11 protein-coding genes and 2 pseudogenes are annotated in these 13,989 nt (G+C 54.9%); 8 read left to right on the top strand and 5 right to left on the bottom strand.

Features of this window, described 5'->3' with window-relative positions; genetic code table 11:
* Nucleotides 1–153 precede the first annotated feature (153 nt).
* A pseudogene (locus AC13CY_RS08665) lies at nucleotides 154–378 on the bottom strand (helix-turn-helix domain-containing protein); the annotation flags it as partial.
* Between the two features lie 456 nt (nucleotides 379–834).
* On the opposite strand from AC13CY_RS08665, the pseudogene AC13CY_RS08660 reads away from it, so the two are divergent.
* From AC13CY_RS08660 to AC13CY_RS08650, 3 genes and pseudogenes are all read left to right on the top strand, one after another.
* Nucleotides 835–1,661, top strand: a pseudogene (locus AC13CY_RS08660) (transposase).
* 318 nt (nucleotides 1,662–1,979) lie between these two features.
* Nucleotides 1,980–3,149, top strand: a complete 1,170-nt coding sequence (locus AC13CY_RS08655; RefSeq protein WP_228168968.1) for a M20 metallopeptidase family protein — start codon at nucleotides 1,980–1,982, stop codon at nucleotides 3,147–3,149.
* Between the two features lie 68 nt (nucleotides 3,150–3,217).
* Nucleotides 3,218–4,723 carry an AbgT family transporter gene (locus tag AC13CY_RS08650; protein ID WP_483052454.1) on the top strand — a complete coding sequence of 502 codons (1,506 nt, stop codon included), beginning with the start codon at nucleotides 3,218–3,220 and terminating at the stop codon, nucleotides 4,721–4,723.
* Nucleotides 4,724–4,725: 2 nt separating this feature from the next.
* On the opposite strand, the gene AC13CY_RS08645 is transcribed toward AC13CY_RS08650, so the two are convergent.
* The gene (locus AC13CY_RS08645; RefSeq protein WP_228168978.1) at nucleotides 4,726–5,622 is read right to left on the bottom strand and encodes a LysR family transcriptional regulator; all 897 of its coding nucleotides are present in this window, start codon (nucleotides 5,620–5,622) and stop codon (nucleotides 4,726–4,728) included.
* 269 nt (nucleotides 5,623–5,891) lie between these two features.
* Between AC13CY_RS08645 and dctP the strand changes: the two genes are divergently transcribed.
* The 4 genes from dctP (at nucleotide 5,892) to AC13CY_RS08625 (ending at nucleotide 9,588) form a co-directional block, all read left to right on the top strand.
* Nucleotides 5,892–6,932 carry a TRAP transporter substrate-binding protein DctP gene (gene dctP, locus AC13CY_RS08640; RefSeq protein ID WP_228168979.1) on the top strand — a complete coding sequence of 347 codons (1,041 nt, stop codon included), beginning with the start codon at nucleotides 5,892–5,894 and terminating at the stop codon, nucleotides 6,930–6,932.
* Between the two features lie 84 nt (nucleotides 6,933–7,016).
* Entirely contained in the window at nucleotides 7,017–7,538 is a 522-nt protein-coding gene (locus tag AC13CY_RS08635) for a TRAP transporter small permease (protein ID WP_228219965.1), read from the top strand.
* A complete protein-coding gene (locus AC13CY_RS08630; protein WP_228219964.1) occupies nucleotides 7,535–8,812 on the top strand; it encodes a TRAP transporter large permease in 1,278 nt (425 codons plus the stop codon). Before AC13CY_RS08635 ends, AC13CY_RS08630 begins: the two co-directional genes overlap by 4 nt.
* Before the next feature lie 5 nt (nucleotides 8,813–8,817).
* Nucleotides 8,818–9,588, top strand: coding sequence for a M15 family metallopeptidase (locus AC13CY_RS08625; protein WP_228219963.1), 771 nt, complete (start codon nucleotides 8,818–8,820; stop codon nucleotides 9,586–9,588).
* On the opposite strand, the gene AC13CY_RS08620 is transcribed toward AC13CY_RS08625, so the two are convergent.
* The 3 genes from AC13CY_RS08620 to AC13CY_RS08610 form a co-directional block, all read right to left on the bottom strand.
* A complete protein-coding gene (locus tag AC13CY_RS08620; RefSeq protein ID WP_228219962.1) occupies nucleotides 9,585–10,508 on the bottom strand; it encodes a LysR family transcriptional regulator in 924 nt (307 codons plus the stop codon). The two genes, AC13CY_RS08625 and AC13CY_RS08620, sit on opposite strands and share 4 nt — an antisense overlap.
* 328 nt (nucleotides 10,509–10,836) lie before the next feature.
* Nucleotides 10,837–11,076, bottom strand: coding sequence for a transposase (locus AC13CY_RS08615; protein WP_353734472.1), 240 nt, complete (start codon nucleotides 11,074–11,076; stop codon nucleotides 10,837–10,839).
* A 278-nt stretch (nucleotides 11,077–11,354) separates the two neighbouring features.
* Nucleotides 11,355–11,573 carry a transposase gene (locus AC13CY_RS08610; protein ID WP_483052466.1) on the bottom strand — a complete coding sequence of 73 codons (219 nt, stop codon included), beginning with the start codon at nucleotides 11,571–11,573 and terminating at the stop codon, nucleotides 11,355–11,357.
* A 620-nt stretch (nucleotides 11,574–12,193) separates the two neighbouring features.
* Here AC13CY_RS08610 and AC13CY_RS08605 point away from each other — a divergent pair.
* On the top strand, nucleotides 12,194–13,756 hold the full coding sequence (locus tag AC13CY_RS08605) for an ATP-binding protein (RefSeq protein ID WP_483052453.1): 1,563 nt from the start codon (nucleotides 12,194–12,196) through the stop codon (nucleotides 13,754–13,756).
* The last annotated feature ends 233 nt before the right edge of the window (nucleotides 13,757–13,989 follow it).

Here is a 13,989-nt window from a genome sequence, read left to right as displayed (position 1 = left end):
TCAGCTCCGTAACCACCGATGGAGCGATGCATGCTGGCATTGTCGAGCACCACAACGGCGAAGGTGTCTGGATCCTTCTGGATCACAAACTGGTCAAACGCTTCTATGACCGTTTCCGTCGCCAGTCCGTTTCGTCACGTTGGCTCTTGAGTGAATGAGACCATCAAAACCGGACACTTCCCATTGCTTGAACCATCGTGATACGGCATCACGGCGAACCTAAAGTATCTCACTGATTTGGTTAATCGTATGGCCTTGGTCACTCAGTAGAATGGCATGCGCCCGACGACGGAGAGCGCGCTTCTCGCCATGGTGATAGGCGGAGGTCAGCGTCTGTTGTTCAGGTTCAGTGAGAGGGGCAACGAAGCGTTTTTCCATGGAGTAGTGATTTCTTCAGGCTACCGCCCTCGGTGAACACCACGAATAAAGCCCATCGTGAACGTAAGCATGGCCACCAAAGTGATGGGCAAAAAAATCCAGCAGCCCATGCCAGAAGTTGGGGCCTCTGCCATTCATAGGGTGTTTCTCTTTTCGTCTTGGGCTCATAGCGCACCTCTCTGGCGGGCCTCGTCAGTCAGGCGATGGAAATACCGCCAGCCGCTTCATAAACACTCAGCAGATCATCTGTCGCCAGCTCCCGCTGGCCATAGCCAGCATCTGGGATGCTTACCCACATGCACCGACACGCATGAATCGCTTCTTTGATGCGGCCATAATGGATTAGGGAAAATGCCTTGCATTAGGGAAACGCTGCATAAATCCCCCTGAAGCTGCCAGAGCGCTACCGGCAGGGTAAAATCTTAGCTGTCCATCACTTGCTAACCGAGCCACCCGATGAAGCAGATCTCTTTCGCCCAGGCAGAGCACCAGAACAAGAAGAAGGTAACCCGCCGCGAGCGGTTTCTGGCCCAGTTGGAGGTGCTGGTGCCTTGGCAACGGCTCCTCGACGCGCTGTCGCCGTCCTACTTCCTGAACGCAGCGGGCAAGCGTGGCCGTTCACCCATCGACCTGGAGCGCATGCTGCGGATCTACTTCCTGCAACAGTGGTATGCGCTCACCGACGAGGCGCTCGAAGATGCGATCTACGATAGTCAGGCGATGCGCGACTTCATGGGTATCGATCTGGCCATCGAGAGCGTACCGGGCGCGACCACGCTGCTGCGCTTCCTTCATCTGTTGGAGAAGCATGCGCAGACCCAGCGGATCTTCGAGGAGATCAACGCCCACTTGGCTGAGCAGGGCCTGCTCATGTGCGAGGGCACCATCGTCGACGCCACCTCGGCCAACGTCGCCGATGCCACCATGGCGGGCCACCTGGTTCGGGACGATGACCAGCGGGTATACGGCGACGCGGGCTACACCGGCATGTGGAAGCATCTGGAGGAAGAGAAGGATGCTCCGGACTCTCGCTGCTGTGTGTCCGCCAAGCGTGGCGCCATCAAGAAGATAGACGACAGCCCGATGAAAGCGCTGCTGCTCAAGATCGAGAAGGCGAAGGCCAGCATCCGTTTCATGTGTTCAAGAACCTCTTCGGCTACCGGAAGGTGAGCTACAAGGGGCTGGCCAAGAACCAGGCGCAGCTATTCAGCCTGTTCGGGCTGGCCAATCTGGTGCTGGCGGCACGATGCGAAGGACGCGTTGACAGGGCCAGTGCGTCTTGAATCTGCCCTGCCAGCCGGATAATCCAGCTGGCAAGGGAAACAGACCACCTTCGCTGGTCAGAAAGCGACCGCTGATGCAGTGAAAGCGCCATTATGAGCGTTTCAGCCACTTAGAGACGAATTGATCAGCGGTTCCTTAATCACACCCAATACTACGTTTTGTTCGAATTCCTATCTCCGACATTCATCAGCGCCTCCCCTGCGCACATCGTTGCTTTGAAAGCAACAAACACATCTCTTTTGGCACTCGTTCCTGCCCGCCAAGTCGCTTAGCGTTACCGATGCCCACAACGACACAGACAACGGCAAGGACAGGACATGCATTCATCCCCCTTTTTCACCCAGCCACAAATTGACGACGCGGTGGCCGTGCGCCATCAGCTTCACCAGCATCCAGAGCTCAAATTCGAGGAAACTGACACGGCCAAACGGGTGGCCGAACGGCTGACGTCACTGGGCTATAAGGTCACCGAAGGCATTGCTACTACCGGCGTACTGGCCGAGCTGGACACCGGCCGTAAAGGCCCTGTGATTGCCTTTCGGGCCGATATGGATGCGCTGCCGATCAAAGAAGCCAACAGCTTTGCGCACCGCTCCCAACGAGAAGGGCTGATGCACGCCTGCGGCCACGATGGACACACAGCGACGCTGCTGCTCGCCGCTGAAGCGATTATCGCCCAGCGCGATCAGCTCTGCGGCTACATCAAACTGCTGTTTCAGCCAGGAGAAGAGGGTGGAAACGGGGCCGATAAGATGGTCAAAGCGGGCGTGCTCCAAAACCCGCAGGTAGACGCGATTTTTGGCTACCACAACCGCCCTGGCTTTCCCGAAGGGCAGCTGTTCGTCAAACCCGGCCCCGCTATGGGCGGTAACGACACCTTCAAAATCACCATTGAAGGCGTCTCTGGCCACGCGGCCATGCCGCATTTAGCGGTCGACCCGATCTATGTGGGCGCGTCTCTCGTTCAGCAGCTGCAAGGGCTGGTGGGCCGCCATAAATCACCGTTGGAAGCAGGCGTGATTACCGTCGCGGCCTTTCATGCGGGCGGCGCCGCCAACGTGATTCCAGGCCAAGCAGAGCTGCTGGTCAACATCCGCAGCGACCGGGAAAGCTCCCGCGCTGCATTGGTCGGCAAGCTGGAACAGGTCGTTAATGGGGTGTGTTCCGCTCACGGCGCTCGTTTTCAGCTAGAGCATCAGCACCAAATCCCTCCGTTAGTAAACGATACCGCTTGGTCGGAGCGTGTGTTGGCGATTGCCGCCGAACAAGGCGTCAGCGCCGATATTCAGCAGCTGGACTACATGCCCACCATGGGCGCTGAGGATTTTGCGTTTTACCTGCAAGAAGTACCGGGGTGTTTCTTCTTTGTGGGGAACGGCGACAGCGCCTACCTGCATAACGAACGCTACGACTTTAACGATGCCATTCTGCCCGTCGCAGGCGGCATGTTTGTGGCGCTGGCCACATCACTACTGAAGCGCGACTAACAGCGCTAGCCGCCACGTTAAGTGGCATAACAACGTTGAATAACAAGGCTTCTTATAAGGAAACTGTCATGCAAGGTGTTCTCGCTTCCATCGAGCGGGTAGGCAATAAGCTGCCGCACCCGTTTATCCTATTCACTATTTTGGCCGCCCTGGTGGTGGTTATTTCCGCTATTTTAGCCGCGCTAGGCGTCTCGGCGGTCAACCCGCAAACCGAGGCAGAAGTGACCGTTCGCAGCCTGCTCTCTGCGGATGGCGTCGAGTTCATGCTGACCAGCGTGGTCAGTAACTTCGTCAACTTCCCGCCGCTGGGGCTGATTTTGGTGGTGATGTTCGGCATTGGGCTGGCCGATAAAGTGGGCCTGATGTCGACGCTGATGCAGGTGAGCGTCGCCAAGGCACCGCCTTCACTGCTGACGTTCTGCGTATTTATGGCGGGTATTTGCGGCAGCATTGCTTCCGATGCCAACTACCTCATCCTGATCCCGCTGGCCGCGATGGTCTACTACTCAGTGGGCAGACATCCCGTGGCGGGGGCCGCCGCTGCTTACGCAGCCGCCGGGGCTGGGTTTGATGCTAGCCTGTTCATCACCGTGGGCGATGCGCTGTTTGCAGGTATTACGACCGATGCTGCTCGGCTGGTAGACCCAGACGCTTACATCTCTCCCGTAGATAACTACTACTTTGTGGCCTGTTCAGTGTTTGTACTGGCAGCCGTCGGCACCCTGCTGGTCGACAAAGTAGTGGAGCCACGGCTACAGCGTACGCTCCCCATGGGTAAAGATTTCAAAACCGAGGTGGTCACGCCGACGCTGACGGAGGCCGAAAAGCGCGGCCTCAAGCGCGTTGGATTGGCAACGCTGGCCTACATTGCCCTGGTGCTGCTGGTGGTGCTACCCGAAGCCTCGCCGCTGCGCAACGAAGAGGGCGGTTTGATTCCTTCGCCGTTTCTGCGCTCGCTCGTGCCGCTGATGTTTATCTACTTCGTCACCATTGGGTTGGTGTACGGCATCACCACCGGCAAGATTACCCGCAGCCGCGATGTGCCCCAGCGCATGGCGGAATCAGCCAGCGACCTCGCCCCGACCCTAGTGCTGTTCTTCGCGATCTCGCAGTTTATTGCCTACTTCCGCTGGTCGGAGCTTGGCCAGTTTATCGCCATTGAAGGCTCGAACGTGCTGCAAAGCACCGGCTTTACCGGGCTTCCCCTCGTCGGGGCGTTTATCGCTATGAGTGCGGTGCTGAACGTCTTTATGACTAGCGGCTCGGCTCAGTGGGCGCTGATGGCTCCTGTGTTTGTACCCATGCTGATGATGATCGATTTCGACCCTGCCTTCGTGCTGGCGATGTTCCGTATTGGGGATTCCAGCACCAACATCATCTCGCCCATGAGCCCCTACTTTTCGGTAGCACTGGTGTACATGCAGCGCTACAAACCGGACATGGGGCTGGGCACGCTGATTGCCACTATGCTGCCCCTTGCCATGGGCTTCTTGCTGGCGTGGTCGGCGTTTCTGATGTTCTGGCTGATGATGGGTTGGCCCATTGGCCCGGGTGTTTACATGATGGCGAACTAGCGCTACTGCATCGCCATCATCAACTTCCACAAATAGTCGGCAGCGGGCGAGAGCCTTCTGCCGACACGCTTTACCAAGTTGCCCTGGCTGCTGGCCGCCATGGGGTGATCAATCGGGATTGCTTTCAGTAGCCCCGCCTCAATCTCGCTGCGTGCAGCAGCCGCCGTCATAAACGACACCCCAATGCCCGCGCTCGCCATACGCCGCGAGACAGAGTGCAAATTACAGCGATACGCCGGTGTGGCAGGCTGCCCCGCTGCGCCAAATAGCGCATTCACAAACTGCTGAGAGCCCGACACATCGGGCAGAAAAATTAGCTTATGCTGCAGCAGTTCCGCCACGCTCACGCGCTCATGTTTGGCCAACGCATGGGAAGGTGCCACGAGCGCACACAGCGGCCCCCGCTCAAACGAGTGCACCACCAAACGTGGGTCAGAGATCGGCCCATAGGTAATGGCAATATCCACCTCGTCGCTGGCCACCATCTCATGGGGTTCGCGAGGATAGTAAATGCCGGTTTTGATCTCAATGAGTACGTCCGGATAGTGCTCAGAGACCCGCTTCATCACATGGTTGATAAAGCTATCCACAAAGCCATCGCCCACCGACACCACCACCTTCCCGGCCTGCAAGTTACGAAGCCGCGACAGCGTATCGCCCAGCTCAGAGTTCAGCCGCCGCTGGGCCAAAAAGCCATCCACCACCAACTGCCCCGCCTCCGTGAGCATGACATGCCGCCCCTGACGCTCCAGCAACGCCATGCCCAGCGCCTGCTCCAACGATCGGATCTGACGGCTCACCACCGACGGGTTGGTATGCAAATGCTCCGCCGCCGCGCGAATACCGCCGCAACTGCTGACTTCTAACAGGTAGAAGGCACGTTTATCGAGTAAGGTCATTGAGGAAAGCTCTTTTACCTGCGCTGGAAATGCTTTAGATGCACCATCTTTTGATGACGAAGTAGGCTTCACTGATGCTGCAATAAAAACAACACATTCAGTATTGCATAGTCAACACAGCAACCTCTAGGCTGCTAGTGAAGCTGAAGAATAACAACCAAAACACAACCGAGTGATGCAACGCCAGTTGGCTATCGCGCCATATCACAAAAAAAGTAACTCAATGAATAGCGCCTTGGTTGGCGTTTAAGAGGCCACAGGAGATCATAATGACACTTAACTTCCCTCTCGTTTCAATGAAAACACTTGCTGCAGCATGCCTTACCGGTAGCGCGTTAATGGCAAGCCAAGCCATGGCGCAGACGACCATCAACCTAGGCTATAACGGTGCCCCCGATCCCGACAAAAACGCTGTACATGTGTTTGCAGAAAACCTAAAAACGCTGGTCGAAGAAAAAACCGATGGCGATATTCAGCTGCGTTTATTCCCGAATAGCACCCTTGGGGAAGAGCAAGAGCGCATGGAACAAACCATGAGCTCGCCCATGTTGAACATTGCCTCGTTTGCGGGCGTATCACCTATTGCCGATGAAATCTTCGTCAGCGCTATCCCGTTCTTGTTTGATGACTTTGAAGCTGCTCGTACATTCTTTGATGAGGGTAGCTACTGGGAAGAAGTAGAGAACGTTGTCAAAGAGCGCGCCGGTATTGAAATGCTGGCAGTGGTGGAAGAAGGTGGCTTCCTCGCATTCACCAATGATGAAAAACCCATCTCACACCCAGATGATTTCAAAGGGTTACGTTTCCGCGCGATGGATCCAAGCCAAGTAGCGCTTTACGAATCCTTCGGTGCCTCTGGCACGCCTATCCCGTGGACAGAAGTATATATGGCCCTACGCACGGGGGTTGCCGATGGCCAAATGAACCCACCCATGTACATCATTTTGGGCAGCCTCTATGAAGTGCAGGACTATTTGACGCTGGCCAACATCCAGTACTCTAACCAATTCCTGGTAGGCAACAGTCAAATGATGGAAAGCTGGGAGGAAGAAACCCGTAACGCCTTTATGGAAGCGGTAACAGAAGCGAACCAACAAGCGCGAGAACATAACGAGTCCCAGGTGGAAGAGCGTATTGCTTACTTAGAAGAGCAAGGTATGGAAGTGATTCGCCCTTCTGAAGAAGACCTAACCGCCTTTAGAGATATTGGCCAACCCGCCTACTTAGAGTGGCTAAAAGAGCGCAATATTGATCAACGCTGGATTGATATGGCGCTGGAAGATGCAGGTATGAGTGACCTGCTGGACTAAGCCTGCTCATCATTCATTGCGTTAGACAGGGCCGGATACGCCCGGCTCTGTCATTACCTTCCTCACCTTGCGGATAAGACTCTCATGCACGCGCTTCAAACTCGCATGCTGGCGATCACTCGCCCGCTTTCCCTCACGGTGGCTGCCGCTCTTTTACTTACCAATTTGGGCGTCATTCTTTATGGCGTTTTAATGCGCTATTTCGTGGGCGGCGCACCGATATGGACCGATGAACTCTCACGCTTTCTCATTATTGGCACTGTGATGATTGCCGCAGGAGCGGTGTGGATAGAGGGCAGTCATATGCGTGTGGCATTGATAGAACGCCTACTCCCGAGACCTCTTGCGCGCCTACTCAACCTGTATCAATGGCTACTCACACTTGGTATCGCTTTAGGAGGTACCTGGGTGAGCTACCACTATGCACAGTCAGTAGGCATGTTCACGACGTCTGGCCTAGGGGTTAGTCGCACAATACCAGTCATGTCGATGCCCATAGGGTTTACCTTGCTGGCATGGCACGTGTTCTGGTATGGCCCAGCACCATTGCCAACGCTAACCGAGCAAGGCGTTGAAGAGACTCATCCCGAGGAGCACTCCCAATGATTATGACAATGCTTGGTGTGTTTCTTATTCATGTACTCTTCGGCCTACCGCTATTTATCGCTTTATTAACCACCGCACTGGTCGGCTTTATGTTTGTCGACCCGGCCATGATCCCACGCATGATGCCGCAGCAATTTTTTGGCGGCATCAATGCCTTCTCGCTCATGGCGATTCCGCTGTTTATTCTCGCGGGCAATTTGATGAATGTGAGTGGCCTAACCGAGCGCCTCATGGGGCTCGCACGCTTACTCGTGGGACACATGCGCGGCGGAATGGGCCATGTGAACGTAGTATCGAGCATCTTTTTTGCCGGGGTAAATGGCTCCGCAGTAGCTGACACCTCCGCCCTTGGCTCCCTCTTGGTGCCCGCTATGGAAAAAGAGGGTTATTCGCGCGCCTTTGCCGCGGGGCTCACGGCCGGTAGCTCACTGATCGGCCCCATTATCCCCCCCAGCATTTTTATGATTTTGTACGCCTCGCTCACCAACACCTCGGTAGGCGATCTGTTTCTCGCAGGTGTGATACCCGGCCTGTTGTTAGGGGTGGCATTTATGGGGATGAATGCCTGGTACGCCTGGAAAAAACGCATGCCTAAAAGCGGCCAGTTGCCCAGCGCGAAAGCCCTTGGTATCGCTACCATCGTAGCAATGCCCGCCTTAATTGCCCCGGTGATTATTGTGGCAGGCATTGTCCTGGGCGTGGTCACACCTACCGAGTCTGGCGCACTTACCGCTCTTTATGTAGCCATGTGCGGCGTTGTGCTAGGCGGCTTAAAGTTCACACAATGCTGGCAAGCCATCAAAGACACCGCTCGCCTTACTTCCGCCATTTTTCTAATTATGGCGGCCTCGGCCACCATTAGCTGGCTACTCTCCTACGCACAGGTGCCACAGCAGTTTGTTTCTCTGCTCGCCCCTTATACCGAAAGTCCGATCCTCATCCTCTTGCTGCTCAGCGCCATTACCTTTGTAACCGGCATGTTTATGGAAGAAGTCTCGGCGCTTATGCTACTTACTCCAATTTTTGCCCCGGTTGCCATGATGGCAGGTATTGATCCCGTTCACCTTGGGGTGATTATTACGCTCAATATCACCATCGCACTCATTACACCGCCTATGGGTGCCTGCGTCTTTGTAGCGGCAGCGGTGAGCCGTATCGAAATAGTCTCGCTCTTTAAGACCATCTGGCCCTTTGTACTCACCGCCATCGCGGTATTGCTGCTACTGATTTTCTTCCCGTCTCTAACGCTCGTACTGCCCCGAATTCTTGGATAATGATGATGCCCACTGCCTCCACAACCTCAGCCACTTCAGCCTTAGCGCCTATTCCTAGTTTGCCCTCGCCTGAGTGGTCAACCGTTAGCCGCATCGCCATTAAAGAGTGTCATGAACGCCTGCTGCCCATGAGTCTAGCGCCTTCACCCATCATGGTGTTTCCTGCCTACCAACGACTAGGAATTCCAGGGGCAGTCCCAGAATGTTTTGTACGCGAAGGGGTGTATCTAGCCCTACTAGCGGCGGCAAGAAGCTTACCCGAAGGGATTAAACTACTGGTACTAGATGGCTGGCGGCCATGGCGTGTACAGCAATACTTGTTCGATACGCTGCATGAAGCGATTAAACACCGCCACCCCAACGCTACCGAAGATGAGCTATTAACCCGTACACGTGAGTTTGTTTCTCTGCCTAGTCGTGACCCCGGCGCGCCCAGCCCCCATTTAACGGGCGGTGCAGTGGATGTCACGCTATGCAATGCTGACGGTATACCATTAGATATGGGTACGCTGTTTGATGAAGCGACCCCAGCCTCACATACTGACCATTTTGAGCAACTCAATAAGCTGACGCCCGCCCAGCAACGCGCAAGAGACCACCGCCGCTTGCTTTACCATGCGATGCATCAACAAGGCTTCACCAACCTACCTAGCGAGTGGTGGCACTTCGATTTTGGCGATCAGCTTTGGGCTCACTACGGCGGACATAGTGCAGCCTGCTATGGCCCTGCTGAACTAGACACCATTGAAAACCGCTGGCGGCGACAAATCGGCTAACACAACCGGGGCGCATCCGCAGAGAAAAAGCACATACCGGTGCGTAAATGCTCTACGCACGTGGTGGCGGCAACCGTGAGCTGGCGGCCTTCTAAACTCACAATCTGTGCCCTGGCTCCGCTCATTACTGGGTAGGCCATGGGCAACGCCACAATCTCCCCACGCCTGATCTCATCAGCGACGGTTAGCTCGGGCATAAACGTGATACCAATGCCCGAGCGCACAAAATTCTTCAGTACGGCCACCGAGTTAGTGTGCAAACGTGCATCCAAGTAGCGGCGCTCCTGGTGAGCCACCATGTTGACCATCTGACGCATCCCAAAAGGGTTATCCATTAACGCCAACGGCCACTGCTCGATATCGCTCAAAGTCGCTGGGCGAGACAAGCTACTTAGCTCATGCCCTGGTGGCACAATGAGATCTAGCGGCTGACGGGTTTCCACATGGCAATGAATGTGAGGGTCAACCGGCGGTGCATATAGCAACGCGAGATCTACTTCCATCTCCTTCACCAACGTCATCGCCTCGTTTACGCCCGCCATACGGATTTCTACATTGATGCCGGCAAAGCGCGACATGAATGCCCCCAAGGGAGCTGCGATTAAATCGGCAATAAAGCCTTCCCCTACGGCAATTCGAACCTCGCCACGGACCATTTCCTGAATCGCCATGAGCTGGGAAAGCACCGCCTCTTCCGAAAGACGCTGTGCATGGTAATGCTGAATTAACAGCCTGCCTGCTTCTGTCGCGCGCATGCCACTGCCGTGACGTTCGCACAACATAACGCCCAGCTCCTCTTCCAGAGCCTTCAATTGGCGGCTAATGGCCGATGCATCCACATTGATATGCGCCGCCGCACGCCGAAGAGAGCCGCGGCGCACTACCTCATTGAGATATGCCAAAGCTCGTTGGCTAAGCATGAATGAATATTCTCCCAAATGAACTCACCAGCCATAGGATGCAATGTAGTGCTTCAAGATATTTTGCCCAATGGCCATGGTCATTCGCTATCCTGCCGAAGTGAAAAAGCATTATATTTGAAAGTGCAGGGTCTAGTACTTCAGTCGTAACTACTGCCGTGATCGTTCATGCATTGCCATCCGGGCTTGCTGCTGCCGACAGTGGCATCGCCAAGCCCGGTACTGGTGCTTTCGTCGCCAGTCCGACCAATGAAGCACATGGGACAGGGCCTGTTGTCCTTGCCATAGACATCTCCCGATTAGTCGCCTGAGCTCGGAGAGTGTCCACTCAATCCTGTTGGTACGAGTTTTTTTGCTGGTGACTCGCTTGCCGTATCGCCACCAGCAAGGCGTGGGCGAGCAGCGACAAAGTAATGTGGCGATGCCAACTGGCCCAGCGCCTCACCTCATACTCATCCAGACCGCATTCCCCTTTGGCCGTCTGAAAACCTTGCTCGATTTTCCAGCGCTGACCTGCGACTCGAACCAGCGTCTCTATTGATACCCAGTCCCTGGGCGCATGGACCACATAATAGGCCTACTCATCCGGTGTCGAGAGGCTGCGTCGGATCAGAAGATAATGGCCCCAGCGGCGTCAACGCCCAGTCGTACCAGCGTTCGCCCTTGCTGCCTGAGCCAACGGATAGGGTCTGCCATGCGTCATCCGGCAATGCCGCTGCGATCTCGTCCGATCGCGTGTAGTGGAAGCTCTGCCACCACAAGGATTCGTTACAAGTCACTTCTAAAACAAAGGGTTGTGAGCGCTCCTCCAGCCACAGACGCAGGCTGCGGTTACCACCATAGACGCTATCCCCCCGTCACCCAGGCGGCCGGTATATCCTGATCCATCGCGCGCTCCAGCATCCGGCGAGATAGCTTGGGTTTGCTGGCAAATTCGACGTCATCAGGGATGCCCGCACGCCGACAACGCTCGCGGTCCTGTGTCCAGGATTTGGCCAAGTACAGGGCGTGATCCTGGAAGGCATGCGCCGCCGGGCTAGCGTAGCTACTCACAAATCCCTCAATGCCGGGTACTACAAAAGTTTCGTAATGCTAGCCTTCCCGTGCTTCCCCCAGCGTAAAAAAGGGGAACGCAACAGCCAAGGCAACAAAACGCAACACAAAATAATGCCGACTCAAAACACTTTTGGATTGCTGTTTGTGGTTACTAGCGTGGTTATAGCTGCTGACTGACCAAAACAAAAGGGCCTACGCGTTAACGTAAGCCCTTGATATATCTGGCGCGCCCGGCAGGAATTGAACCTACGACCTTCGGCTTCGGAGGCCGGTTTAAGCCGCACAAGCATCGCCCTTCCCCACCGTCAAAAAACCAATAAACAATATTTAAAACAACAAGTTAATTAAAAATCCAATGCATTTCAAATCTTCTCCGTCACACCCATTAACGCCATTCTGTGCCCTTCATTGTCAAAACGATGGCACACAGCGTGACTTTTCTGTGTCCTGTTTTCTACCAAATTTGACCTCTGGTCACCGCGCACTACGGACTCCTTTAATTGATTCGGCTACGCGTAGAACGCCAGCAGTACCTATGCAAAAAAACACAGCTCCATACGCGCCACCTGCCCTTATCGCCACCGTGCTAAACTGTCCTGTGTTTCATCGGTTCAGCATTGGAGGCCAGCATGCCAGCTGCTCATCGTCGTAAGCTGCCTATAGGCATTCAAACTTTTTCGGATATCCGAGAAGGCGGCTATTACTACGTCGACAAAACGCCGTTCATTGAAAAGCTGGCGAACCAAAACAAATACTACTTTCTCTCCCGCCCGCGCCGCTTTGGCAAAAGCCTGCTGCTAGATACTCTGGGCTGCCTATTTGAGGGCCGCGAAGCGCTATTTGACGGGTTATATATTCACGACAAGTGGGACTGGCAGCAGCGATACCCGGTGGTGCGTTTAAGCTTTGGCAATGGAGTGGCGGCTGACAGAGAGGACCTAGATGCGAACATTCGATATCAGTTACAGCAGCAGCGTGCACGTCTGCAGATTACGTCGACGCCTCCTAAGCGTATTGCGGACGACTTTGCTAGCTTGATTGAGCAAGCGCATCGTGTTCACGATCAACGCGTAGTAGTGCTGATCGACGAGTACGATAAACCCATCCTTGATAATATTCTCGATAGCGATAAGGCGCGCGAACTGCGCGAAGGTCTGAAAAACCTCTATAGCGTGCTGAAAGATGCCGACCCCCACCTGCACTTTGTACTACTGACCGGCGTTTCCAAGTTCAGCAAAGTCAGCCTGTTTTCAGGGCTGAACAATCTGCGCGACATCACACTCTCATCTGACTATGCCGCTATCTGTGGCTATACCGACCACGATGTGGATACGGTGTTTGCGCCTGAACTGCCTGGGCTTGAGCGTGACGAGATTCGCCGCTGGTACAACGGCTATCGCTGGGGCGGGCAAGACGTGCCCAGCGTTTATAACCCGTTTGATGTATTGCTCTTGTTAGAAGAGCGGAAATTCACCCCTTACTGGTTTGAAAGCGCTACCCCTACGTTTTTAGTCGAACTGCTAAAAAAACGCGGTGTGTTCACTCCTGCCTTGAGCCAACTGCAAACAGAAGCCGAATTGTTAGGCCGCTTTGATGTCGACCATATCGCCACCGAAGCGCTCTTGTTCCAAACGGGCTACCTGACCGCGCATGCTGTCGAGGAGCCGATGACCGGTTATTGGCTCTACACCTTGGGCTACCCCAACCTTGAGGTGGAAGCCAGCCTTAACCAAGCGCTTTTACCTGTGCTGGGTGTGCAAGCCCCCCCTCGGGAGCGGCTTACGCTGTTCCGTAACTTGCAAGCGCACAACCTCCAAGGCCTGGAAACCCACCTCAAAGCGCTTTATGCCGGCTTGCCACACGACTGGTACCGCAACAACCCCATTGCCCAATACGAAGGCCATTATGCCAGCGTGTTTTACAGCCACTTCGCCGCGCTGGGTGTGAATGTGACGGTGGAAGACGCCAGCCACCACGGCAAAGTGGATATGAGCATAGACTTTAACGGGCATGTTTACCTGTTTGAGTTCAAGGTGGTTGAACAACTGCCTAAAGGCAAAGCGATTGAGCAGATCAAAACCAAGGGCTATGCCGACAAGTACCGTGCTAGCGGCAAGCCTATTCACTTAGTAGGCGTAGAGTTTTCCAGCGCTCAACGGCAAATCGTAGCGTTTGACGTGGAGACGCTGTAGTACGCTGCTGCTCATCATCGTCCACTACTTAAGCTCGACGAAAAAACTGGGCACAAGGGCCAGCCTGCTAACAAAACGTCAATAGACACATCTTACTAGGGTCTCCCCATTTTCCGGCGTGTCATCGGCATAGTCCTCCTGAGGAGGTGAACAAGTCTGGTATTCGTGCCTCGGCGTCTGGCGCTCTTCTCCAGAGGGGGTAGAAAACACTTCGGCCTTGAGCAAACAGCCGT

The sequence above is a fragment of the Vreelandella sp. L-15 genome (genome assembly GCF_056857635.1).
Note: the sequence above shows the minus strand (reverse complement) of the source record. Positions and strands in the feature narration are given on the sequence as shown.